Here is a 24,046-nt window from a genome sequence, read left to right as displayed (position 1 = left end):
TGCACTGAAAATAAGATAGCCAGTCTTCACCTGAAGACTGGCTATTTTATTGAGTTGTCTTGTTCTTATTGAATCGGTTGGACAGAGGCGAACGTGTCCAGCAGCGCATCAATGGTGCGCACCGCGGCATGCCCGTCACCGTACGGCGCAGCGTCCGTGGGGCCCGGGGCCGGACGCTCAACAGCACCCGCAAGCCGGCCAAGATCGTCGTTGACGAGCACGTTCCAGCCCAGCTGGACGGTTTCCACCCATTCGGTTTCCGGGCGGATCGTGGTGCAGGGTACGCGAAGCAGGAACGCTTCCTTCTGCAGGCCGCCGGAGTCGGTCACGACGCCGGCACTGTTGGCCACGGCGTTGACGAGCTGCGGATAGGCCAGCGGCTCACTGAGCACCAGCGAACCTGCCGCCAGGTTGATCCCGTGGCTTTCCGCCAGTGCCTTCAACCGCGGATGTGCCAGCAGCAGCACCGGTTTGTTGAGCGCGGCGAGCGAGTCCACAATGGCCTTGAGCCGGGCGGGGTCATCCGTGTTGTCCGGGCGGTGGATCGTGCAGACATAGTAACCGCCGGCGTCCAGGCCGGACGGGAGTGGCTCATTGGCGGCCGACAGCTGTTCGCGGACGCGGAACAGGACATCGGTCATGACGTCGCCCACCAAGAGCGCGCGCTCAGCCAGGCCCTCATTGGCAAGATGGTCCATGCCCACCTGCGTGGGGGAGAGCAGCAGATCCGCGGCGTGATCGGTCAGGACCCGGTTGTGTTCCTCCGGCATGCGCCGGTTGAAGGAGCGCAAGCCCGCCTCAAGGTGTGCCACGGGAATGTGCATTTTCACGGCAGCCAGGGCCGCTGCCAGTGTTGAGTTCGTGTCGCCATAGACCAGGACCACGTCGGGCTTGGCCCGCTCGAAAACACCCTCCAGGCCGGCCAGCATGGTCCCGGTCTGCTCGCCGTGCTTGCCGGAACCCACCCCCAGGTTGTAATCGGGCGCGGGAATGTCAAGGTCCTGAAAAAACACGTCTGACATCAGCTCGTCGTAGTGCTGGCCCGTGTGCACAATGATGTGCTCCGCCCGGCCCTCCATGGCCCGCGCAATCGGGGCAAGCTTTACAAACTGGGGGCGCGCGCCCACGACACTCAAGATTCGCATGCGTCAAGCCTAACGGAGGCAGAAGGTTGAAGAATCTGCGGTGGTCCAGCGGTGGGCTTCCGGGCACAGCCCCGGCTCAAGGATCCGCGATAACCTTACTAGGTGGACAATAATTCTCAAGGCTCTGTGCTGGTCGACGTGATCATTGCCGTACATACACCGGAGCGGCCCATTGAACGGGCGGTGGCATCCCTTGTCGCCGGAGGCCTGCCCACGCAGCCGGACCTCCCGGACAGGCTGCGCATCAATGTTGTCTGCCACAACACCGATGTGGAACCGGTCCGTCAACGAGTGCTGCCGCAACACCGTAGTCTGGTTCGTTTCCTGCACTGCACGGACGGGATTATGAGCCCGGCAGGGCCCTTCAACCTCGGCATCGCCGAAGCGACGGGCACCTGGGTCGCCATCATGGGCAGCGACGACTCGGTTGAGCCCGGCGCGTTGGCTGCCTGGCTGGGGGCTGCCACTTCAGGTGCTGTTGCGGCTGACGTGCTGCTGGCACCCATGGCCCATGCCCGCGGGGGCAGCATCCATACCCCTGTGGTTCGCCGGACCCGACGGACAAATCTTGATCCAGTGGCAGATCGGCTCACCTATCGCACCGCACCGCTGGGACTGATGCGCCTGTCCCTCGTGCGCACGTTGGGACTGATTTTCCCAACCCGCTATGCCACGGGCGAAGACCAATCCTTTTCTGCAAAGCTGTGGTTTTCCGGCGCACGTATCAGCTATGGACGGGGGTTGCCGCGCTACTTGGTGCACGACGACGCCGTGTCCCGGGTGACCGCCACACGGCGTAGCGTTACCGAGGACTTGGCCTTTGCCACGGACCTGGTTGAATCAGACTGGTTTGCCGGGCTTGGCGCGGCACAGCGATCAGCCATTGTTACCAAAATTATCCGGGTCCATGTGTTTGCCCATGTAATGGTGCGCGCTGAATCGGGCGATTGGGCTGATTCGGAGGCTGCAGAAATGGCCGGGGCTGTGCGCAGGCTGCTTTTCGCCGCCCCCAGGGCTGCCAGGCCGCTCTCTATCGCGGACCGGGCCTTGTTGGACGCGGTGTCCCGCAAGGAAGCCAACCCCGCCACCATGAAGAAACTAACTGCGCTTCGACGCACATTTTCCAATCCACGAACGTGGTTCCCACGCGACCTTTCCCAGATATTGCATCCAGAGGCGCCGTTGCGCTTCATGAGCGCCTCAGCACTTGTCAGCTAAACACAATTCCACTCACGCAATCCAAGGAACGCATGAAAATTTTGGTCATAGCCACGTGGTATCCGCACGACGAGAACCCGGCAGAGGCCCCGTTCAATGCTGAACATGTTGAAGCCATCCGCGGCCAGGGCCACGAAGTCCGGGTGCTGCATGTGCGTCTCGGCACCGACCAGGCCATGCCACAGACCGGGAGCGACACCTGGGACGGGGTTCCTGTGCGGCGGGTCGCGGCCGATCCAAAGCGTCCCGCAACCCTGCTCAAATCCCAGCGGACGATCGCACGCGAACTGGCCTGGGCCGACGTCGTACATACAATGGCATTCTCTTCCATCCTGGCCACACTGCCCGCGTGGGCGCTTGGAAAACTGAGCGGCCGGGGCCGGCCCTGGGTCCATACGGAGCATTGGAATGGTGTGGTCAACCCGGCCAGCGTTTCCCCGGCATGGCAAAAGCTGGCTTGGCTGCGCCGTGTCTTGGTCTTTCCACACGTGGTGACGGGTGTGACCGGCCAGCTGGCAGCACAAATGCAGCTTTTTGCCCGCCCGGGTGCAGCCAGAGTGGTGCCGTGTGTCGTGAAGGGACCCGGCACGGTGACTGATTCCGACTTCAGCGGCCCGCTCAGGCTCGTTGCCGTTGGCGGGCTCATCGCCAGAAAACGGCCATTGCCGGCGATTGAAACAATTGCCTGGCTCAAGGAGCAGGGAGTTCAAGCAAGGTTGACCTGGGTGGGCGACGGCCCGCAACGCCACAAATGTGAAGAACTGATAGCCAAACTTGGTTTGGCCGACAGGGTCACCCTGGTGGGGGCTGTACGTCCCGATGAAGTCTCGGGATACCTGAGTGAGGCAAACTTGTTCTTCCTGCCCACTGAGCAAGAAAACTTCTTCACCTCCGCCGCAGAAGCACTGGCCGCCGGGCGTGCAGTCGTTGCCACGAGGGTGGGCGGTTTTAGCGACTACGCGGACAATACCAACAGTCGGCTGGTGGAGGATGTCACGCCGGAGTGCTTGGGCCTGGCCGTGATTGAAGCGGCAGAGGCGTTCCGGCATGTGCCTGCCGCCGAGCTGGCCACCCCCATTCGCAACCGGTTCTCCCCAGCTGCAGTGGGGGCGCTCATGGATGACGCTTACGCCGCGGCCCTGTCCCGGGCCTAAGAACACTGTCCGAAACCACAAAAACCGTTAACCCAAGGAGCTGTTCATGTCGCCGGAGCCCAAAGTCCTGCAATTCAACGACTGTGCCTTCGTTGCCAGGTCCATGGTGAGCGCTGCACAGCGGGCAGGACTTGACTGGGACTATTTGCCGCCCGAACTGGTACGGCCCATGACGGCCGCCCCGCACAATGCCCTTCTGGCCAAGGCCCGCTTTGTCCCTTTTGTTGCGCGCAGGATGCTCCGGCTCCGTCATGCAGAAATTGTCCATGTCCACTACGGGACAAGCGTCCGGCTCATCAAGGAGCGTGCCATGCCGCAGCGGCCTTATGTCTTGACCCTGCATGGGACTGACATCCGGAAGCAGTGGAAGGATCCCCAATTTCACGGCGAAATCCAGCGTGCCATCGACGGTGCAGCCCATGTCTTTTACGCCAACACCGACAACCAGGGTGACGCGACCTCGGCCAGGCCGGACGCGGAATTCCTGCCTTCCCTGGTCGACACAGCCAGGCTTCCGAGGTGGCAGCCAGCCGGGCGTCCCCAAGTCATGTTCATCTCCCGCTGGGACGACGACAAGGGAGTGGGGCGACAATTGACGTTGGCAGGCGAGCTGGCCAAGGCCTTGGTCGGGAAGGCGGACTTGGTGGGACTGAATTGGGGGCCCGGGGCGGCTCAGGCAGAAACCCTGGGGATTCGCCTCCTGGAAAAGATGCCCCAAGACGCCTACCACCAACAGCTGAGCCGCTCTGTTGTGGGCATTGGACAGGCATCCAACTACTTTTCCACGAGTGAGTTTGAGGCACTTTGCATGGGGCTGCCTGTTGCCGCCTTGGGCACCCGGCTACCGCGCCCTGACGACGGGACCACCCCGCCCGTTATGGAAGGGGATATTTCTGAAGTGGTGCAGCAGGTTGTTGACGCAGTTTCAGATCCCTTGGCGGCGAGTTCGCGTCTGGCCGGACAGAACTGGGCCATCCCGCGATACAGTGCAGACAACTACGTTCCCCGGTTACAGGAACTTTACCGTCGCGTGGCCCTCGGCTAATCAGCCCTGAATTGAAATGGGGTCGGTGCCCCTGTCATGGAGGCCTGCCAAGGCGGCCTGCTCCGCAAAATCGGAGTTTGCGGCAACGACCTCGTCAAAGGTTCCGCGGGACATGATGGTCCCATGCTTCATGAAGCACACCTGATCGTTGTTGCGGATGGTCGAGAGCCTGTGGGCCACAGAGATGACTGTCATTTCGCCGTGGAGGCTGTTGATTGCAAAAGCCACTGCTGCTTCCGTTGCTGTATCCAGGGCGCTCGTTGCTTCATCCATGACAAGGATCAAGGGGTCTGAATATAGTGCCCGGGCAATGCCCAGGCGTTGGCGCTGGCCACCCGACAAGGCAAGGCCGCGCTCTCCCACACGGCCGTGGATGCCATCGTTGCGGGCCTCAATGGTCTCCAGAAGTTGGGCACGTTCCAAGGCGGCACGCACACGTACTTCATCGACTTCATCGCCCCAGGATAAGGCAACATTCTGGGCCACCGTGCCATCAAAAATGGCAACATCCTGGGGGACATAACCAACGTTTTTTCGCCAGTCATAAAGTACATCTTCAAGCGGTACACCATCGAGTGTCATGCTGCCCTCGGACGGGGTGAGTAGTCCCAGGAAGATGTCGATCAAGGTGGACTTCCCTGCACCGGACTGGCCCACGACACCGAGCGAGGAACCCAAAGGGACGGACAAATTGATGCCTTGAATCGCTGGTTGTGCGGAGCCGGGATATGTGAAGGCAACATTTGTCAGCTCCAAGACCTTGGGCGTTCCAACAATGGGCTGCCTGCCCAATTTCTCGGCATTTTCACGGAAGGATTGTGCATCGCGAATATCGCGGATGACTGTCTCCGTGTAAGCCAGTGTGGACTGGACGGTGGTCAAGGAGGACTGCATGGCAGTCAACGCCGGAACCATCTTGAAACCGGCCATGCCAAAGATGGCCACGGATGAAAGGGCGCCCGTCATCCCACCTACCAGGTAGCCGGCGGTGCCGATCAGCAGGAACCCCCCGATGAGGGCCATGTCAATGACGAACTTGGGTACAGCGCCCATGAATCGAATGTTGGATCGAGACCTTGCCGTTCTTTCGCGGCTGATCATCACAACGTCTGCAACTTCGTCGGCCTTGTCCCGTAGCGTGATTTCCTTCAGCGCTGCGAGCATCTCCGTTACGAGCTTTGCCATTTTGCTGCTGGCATCACGGTTGACTCGGCCGGCGACGTAGGATTTTTTCGTGAGCCACAGGTACAAGAAGGCTGCAATGAGGCCCAAGTAGATGAGGGTGACCAGGGCTGTTTGCCAGGAAGCAGCCACAAGGACCAGGAGGACCGAGAAGAAGGTAAGCACTTGTGCGGGCAGTGCAACCGCAGGAAAGAGAACACCCGAGACTGTGTTGGCAATACCTACATCGATCATGCGAACGAGTTCAGATGATGACCGCTTCATGCGTTCCGTCCACGGAGCCCGAATATAGCTCTGGAACAGAACAGTGCCGATCTCGAGCTCGTAATCTGCAAACTTGCGGGTGGAAACCCACTGGAGCCAAATATTGAGGAATGATTTTAGGATCATGACCAACGCTGATGCCACCAAAACGTACACCCCCATCTGCTGGGAGAAGGTTCCCAGAACGGGCAGCGTCATGTCCCCACCGGATGTTGTTTGGAGAATTTGATTCAGGACTAGTGCGAACACTCCAAGTGCGGCCGAGTCCAGAAGTGCGAGTCCGGAGGAAGCAACAGCAAAAATCATCAGAAAACGCCGCGCATTGGAAGGCAACAGCGGCAGCAACTCACGCATGGTACGTCTCAGGTGATTCAAAAAATGCTCCAGTACAGGCAAGAGGGGGACTTCCACATTCTACGTGGTGCAGGCTCCGCGCCACGAACCTGCCGCGGACCGGTGCCCGCTGACGGAGGAAACGGGCCGCTGCGGCAGTGCGGGCTGACAGCTGAAACGTCAGCCTGGTCCTCGCCCCTGCTCCGTAAAATGAGAGGATATGAGTCATGACTGAGAATATTCGCGCAACCCAGCTCTTCGACTGTGCCGATGTTGGCAAGGCACTTGTCGCAGCGGGTCGCGAGCAAGGTGAACCATGGAAACAGATCCAAGGTCCATGGACACGGGGCGGAACCAAACTCGCCTACTACCGCTTCAGGTTGGAACAGGCAGCCGTGTTCCCTTGGACGCAGCTCTGGCACGTAAACATGGGTGGACGGGCCAAGTGGGCCAGGGGGGCGTTCAGTCGGCCCTACGCGTTGTCACTGCACGGGACAGACATTCGCGAGAACTATTGGGAGGCCTCGAATCATGCAGCCATCAAGGCTGACATCGACGGCGCCGGGCATGTTTGGTACATGACACCCGATCTTCGGCAGAAGGCTCAGGAGGTGAGGCCCGATGCCGAGTATTTGCCGATTCCCCTGAATATGGCTGAACTCCCGGCTTGGGCCCCTGCGGCCAGGCCGCGGGTGTTCTTCTCATCCCGGTGGGACAAGTCCAAGGGAGGTGACGCCTGGCTGGAAGCGGCTGCCGATGTGGTTGCCGCATTGGCCGGCAAGGACATTGACATAGTTGGCTTGGACTGGGGAGACCGGGCGCCGGAAGCGGCCGCGCTGGGTGTTCAGCTGATGCCGCGAATGCCCAAAATGCAGTTCCTCCAGGAACTGGCGTCGGCCCACGTTGTCGTCGGACAGGTCTCCGGTATTCTCGCCACGAGCGAGTTGGAATCAATCGCCATTGGCGTGCCCACCATTTTTGCCGACCAGGTCCCGGGCTATCCGGATGACCTTGCAACAGTCAGCGTCGGCCGCGCAGATGTGGGGCAGGCTGTCCGGGACTCATTGTCAGACCCTGTGGCCCTGTCCCGCACCCTCGATGGGCCGAGCTACATCGCCAGAAACCATGCAGCAGCCGTACTCCTTCCAAAATTGCGGGCCGGGTATGCCAAGGTATTGGCGGCGGGCTGATGGCCAAACCGCATCTGTTGTACATTGCTTTTTCCTTCCCGCCCAGCACGGCCTCATCGGTCTACCGGTGCATGGCGGTTGCAAACGGGTTTGTGGAACAAGGCTGGGACGTCACCGTTGTGACGTTGTCTGACGATATTTGGTCGGAAATATCCGGTACGGACTCGGGGCTGGTCCAGTCCATTGACCCGCGCGTCAAGGTGGTTCATGTGGACGACGGCGGTGCGGAGGAACCGAACAGACGTGACCTCAGGCGCTACTCACGTCTGAGGATCGAGGCACCGTACCTGTGGAAGGAACTGTTCCGCCGCCGCCATCGCAACGATTTCCCGGAAGACATCCACCACCTTTGGTTTGAACCGGCAATGGCAGCTGCGCGTGCCATCCATACCCAACGTCCGGCGGACCTGGTCATGGCCTCGGCCAGCCCCTATATTTCCTTCAAGGTGGCCAGGAGCTTGGGGGAGGTCCCCTACATCCTCGACTATCGAGATGCCTGGGCGTTCAACACGTTTACCGGGGCCCAGAATTATGCCGTCGATTCTCCGCATGGCCTTCTGGAAGCCGATTATCTGCGGAATGCGCATCAAATTTGGTATGTCAATGAACCCATCAGGGCAGAATACGCGCGCAGGCACCCGGACGCCGCAGCGTTGATGCGGGTAGTTCCCAATGGTTATGACCAGAGAAATGGTGGCCCGAAGATGCCTCTCGGGGAGCCCTCCACTGGGCTTCGCTTCGGCTACCTTGGCACGTTGCAGTACACGGTGGTGCCACTTGACGAGTTCCTTGGCGGCTGGGACTTGGCGACAGGGATGTGGGATGGTGCCGCGCCGGAAGCCGTCTTTCGCGGAAAACTGAGCCCCACGGGTCTGGTGCCCGCCGAAGTGCTGGAAATGTTCAATTCAGGCCGACACCAGGGCCTGCGATATGACGGCCCGATCTCCAAGAGAGAGGTGGGAACTTTTTACGATTCCGTTGATGCCCTGCTTCTGATTCTTCCGCCTGGAAAGTACGTGACCGGTGGAAAAACTGCCGAGTACCTCGCCACGGGTCTGCCGATCATCTCCATCCACGACCTAGGCAGTGCGGCAACCGAGATGCTCAAAGATTATCCGTTGTGGTTCCCGGCCAAGGACCTCACCGCGGAGGGCGTTGCAGAAGCCATTCGCAGATGTGCAGAGACCATTGGGCGCGCTGATGCCGACCTTTGGAGGGCCGCATGGGATTACGGACAGGACTTTGCCCGCAACACGGTGCTCATCCCGGTGATCAACGAATTGGGAGCCCAATTTGCCGTCGAGAAACTTCCCCAGGACCATAAAACGGGAGAGGCAACAGCATGATCGATGAGACAGATGTGAAGTTGGGCATGATGCTAGGCACGGCATCCCACCCCCAAACGGTCATTGATGACCTGTGGACCCACGCTCAAACTGCCCTTGGCGGGACGGCTGGCCGATTGAGCGCCGTCGTGGTGTATGTCGACGATGGGACACACCATGTGGTGCCGAGGGGCATGCCAATGGAGATGGTCGGCTTGCGACCAAAAACGCAGGGGGCGCTTGCCTCAATGGCGCAAAAGCTCAGCACCAAGGCTTCGGTTGCAGGAATAATCGGACGGCTGCTCAGGGACAATCTCCACTCCAGGAGGGTTGCAAATGCATTGTCTGTCCACCCTGAAGGACGTGCTCTTTTGTGCGGCTCGGACGTCGTGGTGTCTGCTGACCCCGCCGCGGACCGGGCTGTATGGCAACTGCGGAATCTTACCTCGGCACAACTCATGCACGGACCCTTTGCCATGATGAACGCGCTGCGGAAAACCATCAAATAAGGACCCAAACCAGTGAATTTCATTTCCGAACCACATGATGTGGACATCGTTATTGCCGTCCACCAACTAACCAGGCCCATTGAACGCGCTGTTCTGTCGGCACTGGCTGCGGGAAGCCCCGGACAGGTCCGGGTCATAGTGGTTGGCCACGGCCTGGAGAGCGATGACCTCTGGAGTGTTCTTGGCGGATGCCCCTCAGACCATGTTCACGTGGTGAAGCACGTGGACGGCATTCGTTCCGCAGCGGGACCGTTCAACGCCGGACTCCAGGCCGCAACCGCTGAGTTCGTTGGCGTTATGGGTTCCGACGACTTGTTGGAGCCTGGCTCCATCAGTTCCTGGGTTGCCCAAGCCCGCCAGGATTCTGCTGATGCCATAGTGGCACCGTTGCGTTTTCAAAGCGGCCCGATGGTGCGAACCCCGCGGTTGCGGGCATTGCGCAGGAGCAAGCTGGATCCCGTGCGTGACCGGCTTGCCTATCGGACAGCGCCGTTGGGCATTATCCGAATGGCTGTAGTACAGACCCAAACGTTGGCCTTCACTGAGGGCATGGCCACAGGCGAGGACGTCTCGTTCTCCTTGCGTCTGTGGTTCGGCGGGGCACGGATCGCCATGGGATACCCGGGAAAGAGCTACATCATTGGTGAGGATGCGCAGGACCGCGTCACACAGCGGCGCCTGCCCCTGGATGAAGAGTTCGCCGCCTTCTCTGCTGTCCTCGAGGAGCGCTGGTTCCACGAGCTCTCAGCATCTGGAAGGCGCTCGATTGCCGTGAAGATTGCGCGGATCCACGTCATCCCCGCAGTAAGCGGCCGGGGTGCGGAGTGGGACTGGACCGGGTCGGACGGAATGGCGGTGCATCATTTGTTGGCGGAGCTGGATGCTGCCGCCGCAGGATATGCAGCACCGTTGAGCAGGGCCGATCGCGCCCTGCTGGAGGCCGCGGCAAAATTGCCGGCGAACGCTCGGAGCATGGGCGAAGCACTCAACAACTATGGCCGGGCAAGCAGGAGTGACCGATTGCTGACACAAAAACTTGCCGGAAACTTCCTGGTCGAAAGCAATGCCCGCTATTTCTTCGACCTAAAATTGGCGCATGGTCTTGCGCGGTGGACGCCAAGGTGGGCAGCGTAGGCAGTGCGTGCGGGATTCGGCGATGCTGCACCGACGGCGATGGCACTGCCTTGGCAGGCATATGGGAGACTTGTTTAGTGAGTCGAACTTGGATAGTCATCCCCATGTATAACGAGGCGTCGGTTGTTGGCACCGTTATTTCGGGGCTGCGAGAGGTTTTCCCCTTCGTGGTGTGCGTCGACGACGGCAGCACCGACGGCTCCCAGCAAGCGGCACGTGAGGCGGGCGCCGTCGTCATTCAACACCCAGTGAACTTGGGCCAGGGAGCATCCCTGCAGACCGGCATCGAGTATGCCCTGAACGATCCTGAACTGGACTGCATCGTCACCTTTGACGCTGACGGCCAGCACAGGGTGGTGGATGCCCAGGCGATGGCCGAGCGCATCAAGTCGGGAGAAGCTGAGGTGGTTCTCGGCTCGCGCTTCCTGGACAAGCGGACCAAGATGTCCCTGGCCAAGCGAACGGTGCTGCGCACTGCTGCGATCCAATCCCGGATGGCCACCGGTATGGCGTTGACCGATGCACACAACGGGCTCCGCGCGTTTAGCCCGCAGGTGGCCCGTAGCATCCACCTGACCCAGAACCGGATGGCCCATGCATCAGAACTCGTCCACCAGCTGTCCGAAATAAAACCCAACTGGGTGGAGCACCCGGTTGAAATCATTTACACCGATTATTCAAAGGCCAAAGGACAGTCATTGCTGAATTCCGTCAACATTCTTGCAGATCTGCTGTTCCGGTAAATCCATGCAAATAGTCGTTCAAATTGCCCTGGTGCTCGCCGTCGTCCTAGTGTCACTGACGCTCATGCGCGGCGGATCCAACGCTCGTCACTTGGCGATCCGGCGCATCATGTTGGTGCTCTTCGCATGCATCGCGGCACTATCCATTTTCTTCCCGGGCATGCTGAGCCACGTGGCCCGCTTCTTTGGCATCGGCCGCGGCACGGACCTTGTCCTTTACGGTCTCATCGTCAGTTTCCTGGTGTACATGGCCACGACCTACCAACGCTTCAGACAGATGGAAACCACTCTCACAAAACTCTCTCGACGAATAGCAATCGACGATGTTAACCGAGCCCAGTCACCGACTGCGGTAGCCCTTGCGATTGCGGAGAACCACCAAGCTGATGGTGGCTCTCCTGAAGAAACCGATTCGGTGCAGGACCGTCGGGACAGCGACTGATTGTGGAGCCGGTGAAGGCGGAGTGCGTCAAAGAAGCACTTCCCAAGCAACGCAACCATGGCCTGGATCTGTTACGGATTCTGAGTATCAGTGGCGTTGTGGCTATTCACGTATTTGGCCTTCGCGTTGGTGCGGAGCCGAAGGGTGACAGATCTTGGTGGATTGCCACGATCATCGATATTGGTTTTATCTGGGTGGTGCCCGTATTCATTATGATCTCGGGTGCCCTCCTGCTCGGCTCATCTCAGCTGCATTCGAATCCTGCCGGGTTTTACAAGAAGCGTGCGCTGCGAATTGTTCCGGCGCTCATCGCATGGAATTTCGTGTATTTGGTCGGTGTGCGCATCTGGCTGCGTGATGAGGTCCTGTCCACCGGCAGAATCCTGCAACTCTTGTACGACAGCTCAGTATTCACACAGCTGTATTTTTTGTGGATCGTTGTTGGCCTCTACGCCGTAGCGCCACTGATCGCCACATTCCTGCGCCAGGGTGGGCACAGTCGTGCCGCAATCACTGCCGCTGTCCTTCTAGGTACGTCGTTGGTGGCCTACATGCTCCCTGGAATCTTGGCGCACTTCAACGTAATACGCCCCATCAGCCTGAACTTCCTGACCATGTGGGTCCCGTACGTTGGTTACTTTGTTGCCGGGTACGCGCTTCGAAACGTCCGCCTCAAGGGCTTTTCGTTGGTGGCCGCGGTGCCGGTTGTAGCAGCCATGATGGCTTTCACGATTTGGCATTATGGCAATCGGGGAGTTCTACCGCGTGTGGATATTTTCATCAATGAATCATATTTTGGGGTCCTGGTTGCAGCCGTCTCCCTGGGTGTTTTTGTGGTGGGGCTGTCCCTGGCTGATGGTTTGAAACTGCCAAAGAAGGTGGCCGCTGCAACCGTGGCCTTGTCGAATGCTTCCTTCGGGGTGTTTTTGGTCCACTTCGTGATCTTTGAATTGATCCGGCTGAATGTGGCGGCTGTGTCCACTCAACACTCGTTGTGGGCCCTGGCCGTGACTTACGTGGTGACTCTGGCAGGCAGCTTCGCTGTCTCACTCATCGGACTGAGGGTGCCGGGGCTGCGGCGCATTTTCTGACAATTCACCGCGTCGAGCATAATGGAGTCCATGCCTTCCCTTCCTTCACTGCTCATCCTCACGTTTTCGCCGATCCGTTCCGATCCCCGTGTGTTGAAGCAGGTGGAGCTTTTCAAAGGCAAATATCGGGTGAGCACCTGCGCCTACGGTGATGCCCCTGATGGCGTCGAGGAGCATTACCCGCTGCCGTCCGATGCTAGGGGATGGTCGTCGGACAAGCTTGGACTCATCACCCGGCAATACGAGCGTGTGTACGGCGGAATGACGGCGGTTCAGGAAGCCCGGAAAATTCTTCCGCGCGGCCAGTTCGACATCATCTTGGCCAATGATTTGAACACGCTGCCACTTGCCCTGGAGCTGCAGCCACGGTTGGGGGTCCATGCCGACCTGCACGAGTACGCGCCCAGTGAAAAGGAATCAGACGCGAAGTGGCGTGTCTTTGTGGCACCGTTCATGCGGTGGATGTGTCGGAAGTACCTACCATTGGCAGCTTCTGTGACGACTGTTTCCCAAGGCATCGCCGACGAGTACCGCAACAGGTTCGGCGTGCAGGTTGGTGTTGTCACCAACGCTGCCCCGTTCCTTGAAGCGGAACCTACGCCGACCGCTGGGCCGCTGAAAGTCATCTACAGCGGTGCGGGGCAGCGGTACCGAAAGATCGAGTTGATCATTGACGCCATGAAAGGTGTCGACGACAAAGTCCAGCTGGACTTTGTCGTCATGCCGAACGAGCCCGACTACGTCGATGAATTGAAGCGATCGGCAGTGGACCTGCCCAACGTCCGCTTTATTGACCCGGTGCCGTATGAAGAACTGGTCTCTCTCATTCGCAACTATGACGTTGCCATGTGTTTCCTGCCGAACTCAACTTTCAACCTCCAAAATGCCTTGCCCAACAAGTTCTTTGAGGCCGTGCAGGCAAGAATTGGTGTAATTACCGGACCGTCACCGGCAATGGTTGCTTTGGTTGAAAGTTATGGCCTGGGTGCGGTCACGACAGATTTCTCGGTTGAAGCATTGCGCGCCGCACTGAATGGGTTGACTGAAAATGAAACCGCCCAATGGAAATCGGCGGCTAACGATGCCGCATGGACACTGTCCGCCGAGTCACAGGTTGCCTTGTGGGAATCGGCAATTGCAGAAATTGCCGCCCCATAGCGGCAGAGATCTCGTCGGCGTCTCGAGTCGCACGTGGTGAGAAACAGGTGCAGGGGCTGCTACACATCATAGGTGCCTGACCACCGTGCCCCGTCGCATTCTGCGGGTAAAGGCCACATTTAAATCCGCAATCAAGCCCAACCTCGGACCCAAACTCAATACGTTTACCGGATTCGCCGACCACGGCCCTGCCATCGTCAGAAAGTTTCGTTCCGGCAGGCCAGCGCGCTTTTACTTTGTCTCGGCCCGTAATAATCGAGGCGTGGGCGGCCCCTTGCAGCTTCTCGGCTTGCTGCGTAGGGTGCTGCATGTTTGCGGCCCGTAAGTATCTGAATGGTTATGAAGCCCCTGCAACATAACGGCTTCGTCACCGGAATATCGGGCGGCTACTTAGCATAGCCAGCCCTGATGAGCATTGACCTCACTCGGCCAGGAAAGAAATGGAGAACAAGTCGTTTATCCCGCCAGCCGTCAGGGAAGGTTTGACCACAACGTCATTCCCCAGCAGCTTCCGGGCCAGTTCGGCCTTTGCCTCCGTGTAATCACCGAGAGATATCCAGACGGTGTTGTGGACTTCATCGGGGCCCCACTCCATGAGAACGAGACCCTGCTTCGCGAGGCTGTCAATCTGTGCCGATATTGAGTCTCGCCGCGCCACGAGATCCTTATAGGAGTGCTTGACCTCGACCACCACGACTTCACCTTTGAAACGTTCGCCCAAATGTCCCTCGATTTCATCGGAGTACCCCTGTTGCACGGCGAGGTGGACCAAACTGTTGTCGTCCACCCAGCACCCCGCAAACCCATCCAACCCTGACATGATTTCCCCAATTTCCCCCGAAACCTTGTTGGCCTTGGCTTCATCAGGACTGAAAGGGTTAGGCGCGTCAACCTGGGGTTCGCGCGGCAATTTTGTTTCCCGACTTGGAAGTACATCAGAACTGGTCGCTTGAGTGGCTACTGTCATCGATGAAGCAACAGAGGAAACCCCCGATGAAGCAGGCGGCACGAAAGACACGCTGAGCACCACAGCAGCAACCAAGCTTCGACTGATGTCCATGCCACCAACGTACTACTCCGTGCGGGAATGGTACATAGTACTTAGCAGCTCCTTGAGCTTGGTGTCAGCGCGCGTAGTTCTGCAGCTCACGCAGCACTTCGTCGCTGACGGTGCCGGTGCCGCCAAGGATGACAATCCGTTGCGGCTTCAAACGCTGGAGTTCCGCCTTGACCGAGTCGGGCAGGACGTTGGGGGCCGTCAGCAAAACCGGACTGCCATTGTGCGCGGCCACAGCAGAGCCGGACAACGCATCGGAATACACCGCGCCGCTGGCAATGTAGGCGGTGATTGTGCCAACCCAATAGGTGGATCTGGATATGGACGCGGAGACCTCGTACCGGTCAGCTCCGCTAATCCGGTTGACTGAGGGGCTGTACCGCTTCAATAAGTTCATGACACTGTCACTGACGCTTCCGGAGCCGCCAAGAATCACGATCCGTTTCGGCTTGAGCCGGGTCAGCTCTGCCCGAATGGGATCGGGAAGGACATGGGGTGCGGTAAGCAACACGGGACCTCCCTGGTGGCCGGCCAATGCCGAGCCTGACAGGGCATCCGTATAGATTGCGCCGCTGGCGATGTAGGCTGTGTCCGTCCCTGACTGGAACGTAGATTTGGAAACACCGGCAGACACGACATAGCGGTCCTTGCCGCTGATCCGGCTAACTGAAGGACTGTATTTCTTCAGCAGTCCCATGACGCTGTTGCTGACGGTTCCGGAACCGCCGAGGATAACGATCCGTTTCGGCTTGAGCCGGGTGAGCTCGGCCCGGATGACGTCCGGCAGCACGCCCGTCCCGGTCAACAGCACTGGGCTATCGTTGTATCCCGCCGCAGCTGAGCCGGAGAGAGCATCGGTGTAAACAGCACCGCTGGCAATGTAGGCGGTCTTGACGCCTGGCCGGAATGCGGTCTTGGAAGCGGCGGCCGAGACTTCATAGCGGTCCTTGCCGTTGATTCTCGTCACTGTCGTGCCCGTGGCAAACTTTTTCAGGCTGGCCTCTGTCCCATTCCAGACGTTGGAATCACCCTCGTTGGGCTTAAGGGGGGTCGTGCCATAGGGGCCGGTGGAGCTGAACTGCCACATGCTGTAGGTCGGCCATCCGCCGGGGATTTCTAGAGCTGCGCCCCCGGTGTAGGCGGCGATGTGCAGGGGCTGGTTTGTGAAGGCCTTTGAGTTGCCCGTGCAAGAAACCCACCAACCCTTGTTGGTGTAGATCATGGGCAGTCGTCCGGTCTTCGACTGCACCCGGGCGGAGAATGTCTTGATCCAGCTGACCATGGCACTTTGCCCCAAGCCATAGCAGTTGGCGCCGTAGGGGTTGTTTTCAATATCGAGCAGAGGGGGAAGCGTTTTTCCATCCGCTTTCCACGCACCGCCATTGCGAACGAAATGGTCTGCCTGCGCTGTGGCGGTGGACTGTCCGGGTAATGCAAAGTGGTACGCGCCGTGGAGCATGCCTACCTTCGATGAGCCGGCCAGATGCGAGGCGCGGGACTGATCGATGAAGCCGCTTCCCTCGGTGGCTTTGACGTAGACAAAGCGCGCACCCAATGACCACTCGCCGGCCCAATTGATTCTGCTATTGGTGTGCCCCTGGTCTGCCTGCCAGCCGCTGACATCCATGCCGCGAACACCGGTTGGAATCCACGGAGCACTTGCAGCCTGCGGCATGGCCCGTGCCATCATTGGGACGTTGGCTGCTGACTCGTCCATGGCCAAGCCCTGGCCCATGTGTGCGCCAGGCGTCTCCTCGGGTGTGGTCGCTTCCGGTTCTGAGGCTGCCGGGGCGTCTGGAGTGGGTGTCGGCGCCGGTGCTTCCGTTGTTGTTTCTGGGGCTGTGGCCGGTTGTGCAGAAGGTGACTCGGAGGCCACAGTGGCACTGGGCGAGGACGACGGGGAAAGACTGTCTGGCGCCGGGTCCACCGTCAGGGAGGGAGCGGGGACTGGCGATTTCTGGGGTGTTGGTTTCGCGTCGGAGTTGGCGTCTGCGGCTTGCTCGGCCGTTGGCTCCGGTGTGCCGGCCGGTTGTTCAACGGCAGGCTCAGCCGTTGAGGCCGTCTCCTGTTCTGTAACCAGGTCCGGAGACGTCCCGTCCACGAGTAATTGTTCACTTGCGGGCAGGACGGCCTGTTCCGTGGCTGCTGGTGCGTCAGATTCTTGGGCATTGACCGGAACGGCACCGACAGTAAATACGAGTGCGAATCCCAGTGCACCGGCAAGAACCGTTCGCGGAACCGTGGACAGGAATCGTCCGGTGGATTGTGAACGTGTAGCGGGCACTGAAAAACGCATTGTTCTATACTCCGAAGTCATCTGCGGCCGGGCGCCGCGCGTGAGGTCCTGCCAGCTTATATGGCGGGCGGGAAACCTGCAGAGGCTCCGGGGGAAAGTCGCAATTTATTCAATGATTCCCATAGGGGGGGCGACTGCTTGTGGCGTTCAGGCGAAGGCACGGACGCAATGTCAATTATTTGTCCAAGCCGCGGTCTTAGGGGAAGTTATCCACAGAAGCCACCATCGCTCTGGCGCGTCCGCCTCCATCAGGTCTAGGCTCCTGAACTACACAGTGATAGGTCTCCGCACCGGGCGGAAGTGATCTGATTGGATGCATTTGCGTTGCTGGAGGATGAGGTTAGGGAGCTCATCCGCCGCAAGGGCCTTGACCCGCTACGTCAAGGCACAGAGGTACGTGCCTTGGTTGACGCCGCCGTCAACGATTATGGCGAGCGGGCACTGCTCGGCGCAGTCCCGGCCCTCACCCAAGGCGACGACATCAATCGGCACGTGTACAACGCCGTCGCCGGTTTCGGTGCATTGCAGCCCTTCCTCGACGACCCGGACATAGAGGAAATCTGGCTTAACGCACCGGATCAGGTATTTGTTGCCCGGTACGGCGAATCGGAACTCACGGGGGTGGTGTTTACCGCCCAGCAGGTTCGGGACCTGGTGGAGCGGATGCTCAAGAGTTCGGGGCGCCGGCTGGATCTGAGCAGCCCGTTCGTGGATGCTGCGCTGCCCGACGGCAGCCGCCTGCATGTGGTTATCCCGGACATCACGCAGAACCACTGGGCCGTGAACATCCGCAAATTCACGGCCAGGGCAAGCCGCCTGGACCATCTGGTGGAACTGGGCTCGCTCACCCCGCAGGCGGCCCGCTTCTTGGGCGCCGCCGTCAGCAGCGGGCTGAACATTCTTGTCTCAGGGGCCACACAGGCAGGCAAGACCACCATGCTGAACTGCCTGGCCGCTGGCATTGGCTCCCGTGAGCGGGTCGTGACGGTGGAGGAAATCTTTGAGCTCAGGCTGCCGCTGCGCGATGTGGTGGGGCTGCAATGCCGCCAGCCGAACCTTGAGGGCAAGGGAGAAATTCCGTTGCGCCGTCTCGTCAAGGAGGCCCTGCGCATGCGACCCGACAGGCTCATTGTGGGTGAGGTGCGCGAGGCCGAAAGCCTTGACATGTTGATCGCCCTGAATAGTGGACTTCCAGGGATGGCTTCAGTTCATGCGAATTCGGCACACGACGCTGTTGTCAAGATCTGCACGCTGCCCCTTCTCGCGGGCGAAAACATCAGTGCAGCCTTCGTGGTGCCAACAGTGGCTGCCTGCATCGACCTCGTGGTCCATTGCGTCAGGGCAACCAACGGCAAACGCAGCGTGGGCGAAATCCTGGCACTGGGCCGCCGGGTCGAGAACGGCATCATTGAATCGGGGCTCGTCTTCAGCACAGTCAACGGGCGCCTCACAGCCTCGGAAACAGCCATGCCGGCCCCCGAAAAATTTGCCGTCGCCGGCTACAACGTTGCCGCCCTAATGGGGGATGACTGATGTCAGCCGTTGTGGGGTTGCTTGCCGGCATGGGCCTGTTCCTGATCTGGAACGCCTGCTGGAACACGCCCGCACGCACACCGCATCCCGGCCACCGCAGCAAACTCGAGACCCTCCTACAACAGGCCGGCGTTGCCCAGGTGACACCAACCTCCCTCGTGCTCAGCTCCGTGGGCCTGGCCATGCTCATGGCGCTGATCGTCTTCGTGCTCACCGGCGCCCCCGCGATCGCCCTGTGCATCGCCTTGTTCACCGGATACCTGCCCTTCGCACTGCTCAAAATGCGGGCACGACGCCGGGCGGCAGTCATGCGCGAACTCTGGCCCGACGTCGTGGACAACTTGCGCTCAGCCATTCGAGCCGGCTTGTCCTTGCCCGAAGCCCTGGTGCAGCTGGGGCAAAAGGGGCCCGTCCAGCTCCGGGATGATTTCCGAAATTTCGGTGCCGACTACAGGGCCACGGGCCACTTTGAAGGTGCACTGCAAAAGCTCAAGGCCACCCTGGCCGACCCCGTCTCCGACAGGATCATCGAGGCGCTGCGCCTGACCAGGGATGTGGGCGGCTCGGATCTGGGCAAATTGTTGGGCACACTCTCCGAGTTTCTCCGTGACCACGCCCGCACCCGCAGCGAGCTGGAAGCCAGACAGTCCTGGACCGTCAACGCTGCCAGGCTTGCCGTGGCAGCGCCGTGGATTGTTCTGATGCTCATGTCCACAAGGGCAGAGGCGGTTGCCGCCTACAACACCACGGCCGGCTGGGCTGTGCTGGGCGGCGGCCTGGCGATCTCGGTTATCTGCTATCGGATCATGCTGCGCATCGGTGCCCTGCCTGAGGAACAACGGGTGTTAAAGTGAGCCCGCACCTGGCCGCCATGATCGCCGTCGGACTTCTTCTGGGGACGGGACTGTGGCTGTGTTTCGTCAGGCTCCCCATCATGCGCCAGCCAAGCTTTACCCAGCGGGTGGAACCACAGCTGAGATCGCTGGACAGCCGCTCACGGTTGCTGGACGGCGACGGTCCCGGCACGCTGTTTGGGCCGCTTGAGCGGATCTTCCGGCTGGTCCTCTCTGACTCGGTGCAGAGGCTGGGCAGGTTCAACATCAGTGTGCACGGCCTGGGCGCGCGGCTGGAACAAGCCGGCAGGAGTGAAAGTGCCTTGGAATTCCGGGCTGTCCAGTTCCTATGTGCGGCGGGCGGGCTCGCGGTGGGCGCGCTGGTGTCGGTGCTGTTGCTCTGGCAGGGGAGCATCAACTTCATGGGAGCGGTGACACTGACCCTGGGGCCCATGGTGGCTGGCTACCTGCTGTATGACTATCTGCTGGGAGCCCGGATCAAGCGGCGGCAGGGCCGGATGCTCACCGAGTTTCCGGCGCTCGCCGAACTTATGGCGTTGGCGGTTGGTGCGGGAGAGAGCGCGGGCAGTGCGCTGGACAGGGTGGCCCGGTCCTCACAGGGGGTGCTGTCGGAGGAGTTCGGCAAGGTGCTGGCACAGACCCGCACCGGCATGCCGCTGGTTGAGGCGTTGAACCAGTTTTCCGCCCGCGTCAACGTCCCGGCGCTGTCCCGGTTTGTTGACGGCATCGGCGTGGCAGTCAACCGGGGGACGCCGCTGGCCGAGGTGCTCCGCGCCCAAGCCCAGGACGTGCGTGACGTGGCAAAACGGGAGCTCATGGAATCCGCGGGGCGGAAAGAAATTGGCATGATGGTGCCGCTGATATTCGGAGTCCTGCCGCTCACCGTCGTCTTCGCCGTGTTCCCCGGACTTGCCCTGCTGCAGTTTGGTTTCTAAATGGCAGCTACCCAGGACAACCACGGCACAGCATCACAGCAAGCAGGAAATTATCAGGTGGAGGGAAAACAACATGGATGTCAGGAACAAATTACTGGGCATGGGGGTGGCCTTGCTGATCCTTGCGAGGCACTGCGCGGGGCGGATCATGCAGGGGATGGACTGGCTCCTTCAGACGTTGCACCTGCCGGCCCTTCGTCCGGCAATGGACAAGAGCCGCGGCGACGTGCCCGGCTGGGTTCTCATCACATTGATGAGTGCCGTGCTGGTGGCAGGGCTGCTGGCCATCGCCGGGCCCGCCCTGGAAAAACTGTTCAACCAGGCCATGGAGCAAGTCACGCCGTAAAGGCGCGAACCGGACACGTCCGGGCAGACCATCAGGTGGGGGCCGCCGTCGTTGATTTTGTGCTCGTCGGCGCCCTCGTCACGGTGATCTTCGTGGCCCTGCTGCAGCTGACCTTGGCCCTGCACGTGCGCAACACCGTGGCCGACGCCGCATCCACAGCCGCACGCTACGGGGCACTGGGGGACAGGACACCGGATGACGCCAGGGACAGGGCAACCACGCTGGTGGCCGGTGCGCTAGGGGAGGGTTATCTGCAAGAGGTGAGCGTCGGGGTGGAATCGCTCAACGGCCTCGAAGTCCTTCACGTGACCATCAGCGCCCCGCTGCCGGTCCTCGGGCTGATTGGGCCCTCGCGCTCTCTGGAGGTGAGCGGCCATGCCGTCATCACCCGGTGACAGCGTGCGGCCGGACCCGCCTGGTGCCTGCGGGAACGGTACGGAAACAGGCAGCGCCATTGTGGAATTCATCTTCCTGGCGGTCCTGCTCATGGTGCCGGTGGTGTACCTGATCCTGACGGTGGGCCAGGTGCAGGGCGGAGCGTACGCCGTCGTGGGAGCAGCCGACCAGGCGGCAAAGGTGTTCGTGCTGCACGATGACCTGCCCACCGCCCAAGCCTCGGCGGAACAAGCCATGCACATGGCTGTCACGGACCTGGGCTTCGACCCGGCCGACGCTCAATTGACCATAGCGTGCGACGGCGGCTGCCTCACCCCCGGCACCATAGTCACCGCCTACGTGCAGTTGCGGATTGAACTGCCCGTGGTCGGCTCTCTGCCGGGAGTCACCGCCAATGCCGCAACGGTGGATTCCCGGGCCACCCAAAAAGTGGGGCGCTTCAAATGACTCCGCAGCCGCTCGAAGCCGAGGAAGACGGGCACGTCATGGTCCTGTTGATTGGCTACGTCCTGCTCGTGTTGCTGCTGATCACGGTTGTTGCCGCGGCCGGCAGCCTCTACGTGGGCCACAAGAAACTGTTCTCCCTCGCCGATGGCGCCGCGCTCGCAGCCGCCGACACCTTTGAACTCAGCGGCGGCAGCACCGACAGCGATCCCGGCACCTTGCTGACCAACCAAGGCGTACTTGCCGCGGCACAGGACTACCTGGCAGGGAACGAAGTCCCCGAGGGACTGGGCGGCATTGTCCTTGACTCGGCCACCGGGGCCGGGGACGGGAGAACAGCGCAAGTGAGCCTGAGCGCCGTCGTGCATCCAATGTTCATCAACTTTTTGGTGCCCGGCGGCATCGGCATTACCGTCACGAGTACGGCGCGCGCCAATCTGCTGCTGTAGGCTTGAATATCATGGCAGAGATCGACTTTCCCGCAGAACTCCGCGCCCTTCGCGCTACGTACACCTCTATTGAACAGGTTTCCGAGGTGGAGAAGCTTTTGGAGGACATCGAGGATTTGTCCGACCAGGCCGGCTCACCCAATCTTTGGGACGACCCCGCCGCCGCGCAAAAGGTGACATCCAAGCTCAGCCATGCCCAGTCAAAGCTGGAGAAGCTGCGCAGGCTGGAAGCTCGGATCGATGATCTTGAGGTGCTGGTGGAGCTTGCGCAGGAAGAGGGCGACGCCGATTCCCTCGCCGAGGCCGCCAAGGACCTGCCGGGGTTGCAAAAGTCCCTGAGCGATCTGGAAATCGTGACGCTGCTGGCCGGCGAGTACGACGAACGCGAAGCCGTCATCACCATTCGCTCCGGCGCCGGTGGCGTGGATGCCGCCGACTTTGCCCAGATGCTGCTGCGCATGTACCTGCGCTGGGCCGAACGCCACGGCTACCCCACGGCGGTGCTGGACACGTCCTATGCGGAAGAAGCCGGGCTGAAGTCGGCCACGTTCGAGGTCAAGGCGCCGTACGCGTTTGGCACGCTGAGTGTCGAGGCCGGCACGCACCGTCTGGTGCGCATCAGCCCCTTCGACAACCAGGGCCGCCGCCAGACCTCCTTCGCCGCTGTCGAGGTCATCCCGCTGATCGAGTCCACGGACAGCATCGAGATCCCGGAGAACGAAATCCGTGTTGACGTGTTCCGTTCCTCGGGCCCCGGCGGACAGTCCGTGAATACCACCGACTCAGCCGTGCGCATGACGCACATTCCTACCGGCACCGTGGTGTCGATGCAGAATGAGAAGTCGCAGATCCAGAACCGTGCGGCTGCCCTGCGCGTGCTGCAGTCGCGCCTGCTGCTGCTGAAGAAGGCCGAAGAGGACGCCACAAAGAAGGCCATGGCCGGTGATGTCAAGGCTTCGTGGGGCGACCAAATGCGCTCCTACGTGCTGAACCCGTACCAAATGGTCAAGGACCTGCGCACCGAACACGAAGTGGGCAACGCCGCCTCCGTGCTGGACGGGGAGATTGACGACTTCATCGACGCCGGAATCCGGTGGCGTGCGGACCAGAGGAACGCTGCGAAGGACTAAAGGCTTTCCCCGCGGTGTCTGGGCCGTGATCGGAATCGGTCGGAACTTTCTCTGCGGTGCTGGGTGATTCCTGGTGGGTTTGGCCCATTCTCGGGGATTCGTTCCTCGAGAATGAACAGGGCCCGCGACATGCCGCCAAGGTTGCGCCCTCTTCGCGAGGCGGAGTCATTTTCGCGAAAGACTGCTTGGAAACCAGCCGTTTTGGCCCATTTTCGCAGCTGGTGGGGCGTTGGCACGCAAGTTTCGCCTCGCCGCCTGGCCGCGTTGGTAATCAGCAGCGCGGTCTGCAAATGAATGAATAGCGCCCTTCCAAGGCTAGCGTCACAAGACGTCCTGAATTAGGAGGGGGCAGTTTTCTGGGCCGCAGCAGCGCTCAGCCGGAAACATGGACCGCCCCACCTCACTGAAACGATGCCCGCCCCGCATTGGCCCACCGCCCGCGCCAGCCCGCCCGTGGCAACGCCCACCGCCCGCGCCAGCCCGCCCGCAGTGGCCCACCGCCCGCGCCAGCCCGCCCCGCATTCACAGCAACGCCACGCCTCGACACACCGCCGTGGAACCGGTAAACACGTAGACGCCCGCCTACAGTAGTAAGGCTGGCGGTTTCTTCCCCCAAACCATGCCCGGCCGTCAGCATGCCAGCACATCCGGCTGGACGGGCAATGAAAAAGTC

The 24,046-nt window shown here is 60.7% G+C and carries 23 protein-coding genes; 19 read left to right on the top strand and 4 right to left on the bottom strand.

The window, feature by feature from the left end; genetic code table 11:
• Window positions 1–65: 65 nt before the first annotated feature.
• The gene (wecB, locus tag art_RS07850; RefSeq protein WP_038463762.1) at window positions 66–1,145 is read right to left on the bottom strand and encodes a non-hydrolyzing UDP-N-acetylglucosamine 2-epimerase; all 1,080 of its coding nucleotides are present in this window, start codon (window positions 1,143–1,145) and stop codon (window positions 66–68) included.
• Window positions 1,146–1,247: 102 nt separating this feature from the next.
• Between wecB and art_RS20950 the strand changes: the two genes are divergently transcribed.
• Genes art_RS20950 through art_RS07835 form a run of 3 tightly spaced genes read left to right on the top strand, consistent with a single transcriptional unit; the run spans window position 1,248 to window position 4,562 of the window.
• The gene (locus art_RS20950) at window positions 1,248–2,363 is read left to right on the top strand and encodes a glycosyltransferase family 2 protein (RefSeq protein WP_082000178.1); all 1,116 of its coding nucleotides are present in this window, start codon (window positions 1,248–1,250) and stop codon (window positions 2,361–2,363) included.
• A gap of 32 nt (window positions 2,364–2,395) precedes the next feature.
• Window positions 2,396–3,517 (top strand): glycosyltransferase, encoded by a 1,122-nt coding sequence (locus art_RS07840; protein WP_052136122.1) that lies wholly within the window; start codon window positions 2,396–2,398, stop codon window positions 3,515–3,517.
• 46 nt (window positions 3,518–3,563) lie between these two features.
• Entirely contained in the window at window positions 3,564–4,562 is a 999-nt protein-coding gene (locus art_RS07835) for a hypothetical protein (RefSeq protein ID WP_038463759.1), read from the top strand.
• Here the strand turns inward: art_RS07835 and art_RS07830 are convergent, their stop codons facing one another.
• The gene (locus art_RS07830; protein ID WP_253901517.1) at window positions 4,563–6,206 is read right to left on the bottom strand and encodes an ABC transporter ATP-binding protein; all 1,644 of its coding nucleotides are present in this window, start codon (window positions 6,204–6,206) and stop codon (window positions 4,563–4,565) included. It abuts the gene before it with no gap.
• A 362-nt stretch (window positions 6,207–6,568) separates the two neighbouring features.
• Between art_RS07830 and art_RS20945 the strand changes: the two genes are divergently transcribed.
• From art_RS20945 to art_RS07790, 8 genes are all read left to right on the top strand, one after another.
• Complete coding sequence (locus art_RS20945) at window positions 6,569–7,531, top strand: glycosyltransferase (RefSeq protein ID WP_052136121.1); 963 nt, start codon at window positions 6,569–6,571, stop codon at window positions 7,529–7,531.
• Window positions 7,531–8,877: a glycosyltransferase gene (locus art_RS07820; protein WP_052136120.1), complete on the top strand. Its 1,347-nt coding sequence runs from the start codon at window positions 7,531–7,533 to the stop codon at window positions 8,875–8,877. Before art_RS20945 ends, art_RS07820 begins: the two co-directional genes overlap by 1 nt.
• Entirely contained in the window at window positions 8,874–9,365 is a 492-nt protein-coding gene (locus tag art_RS07815; protein ID WP_038463754.1) for a hypothetical protein, read from the top strand. The genes art_RS07820 and art_RS07815 overlap by 4 nt, the downstream gene beginning before the upstream one ends.
• A 12-nt stretch (window positions 9,366–9,377) precedes the next feature.
• Window positions 9,378–10,499 carry a glycosyltransferase gene (locus art_RS07810; protein ID WP_038463751.1) on the top strand — a complete coding sequence of 374 codons (1,122 nt, stop codon included), beginning with the start codon at window positions 9,378–9,380 and terminating at the stop codon, window positions 10,497–10,499.
• Window positions 10,500–10,576: 77 nt separating this feature from the next.
• The gene (locus art_RS07805; RefSeq protein WP_253901516.1) at window positions 10,577–11,242 is read left to right on the top strand and encodes a glycosyltransferase family 2 protein; all 666 of its coding nucleotides are present in this window, start codon (window positions 10,577–10,579) and stop codon (window positions 11,240–11,242) included.
• A gap of 4 nt (window positions 11,243–11,246) precedes the next feature.
• The gene (locus tag art_RS07800; RefSeq protein ID WP_082000176.1) at window positions 11,247–11,684 is read left to right on the top strand and encodes a DUF2304 domain-containing protein; all 438 of its coding nucleotides are present in this window, start codon (window positions 11,247–11,249) and stop codon (window positions 11,682–11,684) included.
• A gap of 2 nt (window positions 11,685–11,686) precedes the next feature.
• A complete protein-coding gene (locus tag art_RS07795; RefSeq protein ID WP_038463745.1) occupies window positions 11,687–12,775 on the top strand; it encodes an acyltransferase in 1,089 nt (362 codons plus the stop codon).
• A 30-nt stretch (window positions 12,776–12,805) separates the two neighbouring features.
• Window positions 12,806–13,933 carry a glycosyltransferase gene (locus tag art_RS07790; protein WP_052136119.1) on the top strand — a complete coding sequence of 376 codons (1,128 nt, stop codon included), beginning with the start codon at window positions 12,806–12,808 and terminating at the stop codon, window positions 13,931–13,933.
• A gap of 421 nt (window positions 13,934–14,354) precedes the next feature.
• Here art_RS07790 and art_RS07785 read toward each other — a convergent pair whose 3' ends face one another.
• Together art_RS07785 and art_RS20940 are read right to left on the bottom strand one after the other, a co-directional pair.
• Window positions 14,355–14,993, bottom strand: coding sequence for a hypothetical protein (locus art_RS07785; RefSeq protein ID WP_157875207.1), 639 nt, complete (start codon window positions 14,991–14,993; stop codon window positions 14,355–14,357).
• A gap of 64 nt (window positions 14,994–15,057) precedes the next feature.
• Complete coding sequence (locus tag art_RS20940; protein WP_052136118.1) at window positions 15,058–17,286, bottom strand: cell wall-binding repeat-containing protein; 2,229 nt, start codon at window positions 17,284–17,286, stop codon at window positions 15,058–15,060.
• A 309-nt stretch (window positions 17,287–17,595) separates the two neighbouring features.
• Between art_RS20940 and art_RS07775 the strand changes: the two genes are divergently transcribed.
• The 8 genes from art_RS07775 (at window position 17,596) to prfB (ending at window position 23,373) form a co-directional block, all read left to right on the top strand.
• Complete coding sequence (locus tag art_RS07775; RefSeq protein WP_038463739.1) at window positions 17,596–18,819, top strand: CpaF family protein; 1,224 nt, start codon at window positions 17,596–17,598, stop codon at window positions 18,817–18,819.
• Complete coding sequence (locus tag art_RS07770) at window positions 18,819–19,673, top strand: type II secretion system F family protein (protein WP_038463735.1); 855 nt, start codon at window positions 18,819–18,821, stop codon at window positions 19,671–19,673. Before art_RS07775 ends, art_RS07770 begins: the two co-directional genes overlap by 1 nt.
• Window positions 19,670–20,608, top strand: coding sequence for a type II secretion system F family protein (locus tag art_RS07765; RefSeq protein WP_367643770.1), 939 nt, complete (start codon window positions 19,670–19,672; stop codon window positions 20,606–20,608). Before art_RS07770 ends, art_RS07765 begins: the two co-directional genes overlap by 4 nt.
• Before the next feature lie 157 nt (window positions 20,609–20,765).
• On the top strand, window positions 20,766–20,954 hold the full coding sequence (locus art_RS22205) for a hypothetical protein (protein WP_038469223.1): 189 nt from the start codon (window positions 20,766–20,768) through the stop codon (window positions 20,952–20,954).
• Between the two features lie 35 nt (window positions 20,955–20,989).
• On the top strand, window positions 20,990–21,349 hold the full coding sequence (locus tag art_RS22200) for a TadE family protein (RefSeq protein ID WP_038463733.1): 360 nt from the start codon (window positions 20,990–20,992) through the stop codon (window positions 21,347–21,349).
• Window positions 21,330–21,797, top strand: a complete 468-nt coding sequence (locus art_RS07750; protein ID WP_038463731.1) for a hypothetical protein — start codon at window positions 21,330–21,332, stop codon at window positions 21,795–21,797. Before art_RS22200 ends, art_RS07750 begins: the two co-directional genes overlap by 20 nt.
• On the top strand, window positions 21,794–22,243 hold the full coding sequence (locus tag art_RS07745; RefSeq protein ID WP_038463728.1) for a pilus assembly protein TadG-related protein: 450 nt from the start codon (window positions 21,794–21,796) through the stop codon (window positions 22,241–22,243). Before art_RS07750 ends, art_RS07745 begins: the two co-directional genes overlap by 4 nt.
• Before the next feature lie 11 nt (window positions 22,244–22,254).
• Entirely contained in the window at window positions 22,255–23,373 is a 1,119-nt protein-coding gene (gene prfB / locus art_RS07740; RefSeq protein ID WP_038463725.1) for a peptide chain release factor 2, read from the top strand.
• Window positions 23,374–24,046 lie beyond the last annotated feature (673 nt).

The sequence above is a fragment of the Arthrobacter sp. PAMC 25486 genome, from assembly GCF_000785535.1.
In the GTDB taxonomy this organism is placed as follows: Bacteria; Actinomycetota; Actinomycetes; order Actinomycetales; family Micrococcaceae; genus Specibacter.
Note: the sequence above shows the minus strand (reverse complement) of the source record. Positions and strands in the feature narration are given on the sequence as shown.

Excerpts from the sequence above, each read along its gene's own strand:
- art_RS07815 (WP_038463754.1), top strand. The coding sequence starts at position 8,874 with ATGATCGATGAGACAGATGTGAAGTTGGGCATGATGCTAGGCACGGCA.
- art_RS20945 (WP_052136121.1), top strand. The coding sequence starts at position 6,569 with ATGACTGAGAATATTCGCGCAACCCAGCTCTTCGACTGTGCCGATGTT.
- art_RS07745 (WP_038463728.1), top strand. The coding sequence starts at position 21,794 with ATGACTCCGCAGCCGCTCGAAGCCGAGGAAGACGGGCACGTCATGGTC.
- wecB (WP_038463762.1), bottom strand. The coding sequence starts at position 1,145 with ATGCGAATCTTGAGTGTCGTGGGCGCGCGCCCCCAGTTTGTAAAGCTT.
- art_RS07770 (WP_038463735.1), top strand. The coding sequence starts at position 18,819 with ATGTCAGCCGTTGTGGGGTTGCTTGCCGGCATGGGCCTGTTCCTGATC.
- art_RS07790 (WP_052136119.1), top strand. The coding sequence starts at position 12,806 with ATGCCTTCCCTTCCTTCACTGCTCATCCTCACGTTTTCGCCGATCCGT.
- art_RS22205 (WP_038469223.1), top strand. The coding sequence starts at position 20,766 with ATGGACTGGCTCCTTCAGACGTTGCACCTGCCGGCCCTTCGTCCGGCA.
- art_RS07830 (WP_253901517.1), bottom strand. The coding sequence starts at position 6,206 with ATGACGCTGCCCGTTCTGGGAACCTTCTCCCAGCAGATGGGGGTGTAC.
- art_RS20940 (WP_052136118.1), bottom strand. The coding sequence starts at position 17,286 with ATGCGTTTTTCAGTGCCCGCTACACGTTCACAATCCACCGGACGATTC.
- art_RS07840 (WP_052136122.1), top strand. The coding sequence starts at position 2,396 with ATGAAAATTTTGGTCATAGCCACGTGGTATCCGCACGACGAGAACCCG.
- art_RS07785 (WP_157875207.1), bottom strand. The coding sequence starts at position 14,993 with ATGGACATCAGTCGAAGCTTGGTTGCTGCTGTGGTGCTCAGCGTGTCT.
- art_RS07835 (WP_038463759.1), top strand. The coding sequence starts at position 3,564 with ATGTCGCCGGAGCCCAAAGTCCTGCAATTCAACGACTGTGCCTTCGTT.
- art_RS07750 (WP_038463731.1), top strand. The coding sequence starts at position 21,330 with ATGCCGTCATCACCCGGTGACAGCGTGCGGCCGGACCCGCCTGGTGCC.
- art_RS07800 (WP_082000176.1), top strand. The coding sequence starts at position 11,247 with ATGCAAATAGTCGTTCAAATTGCCCTGGTGCTCGCCGTCGTCCTAGTG.
- prfB (WP_038463725.1), top strand. The coding sequence starts at position 22,255 with ATGGCAGAGATCGACTTTCCCGCAGAACTCCGCGCCCTTCGCGCTACG.
- art_RS07820 (WP_052136120.1), top strand. The coding sequence starts at position 7,531 with ATGGCCAAACCGCATCTGTTGTACATTGCTTTTTCCTTCCCGCCCAGC.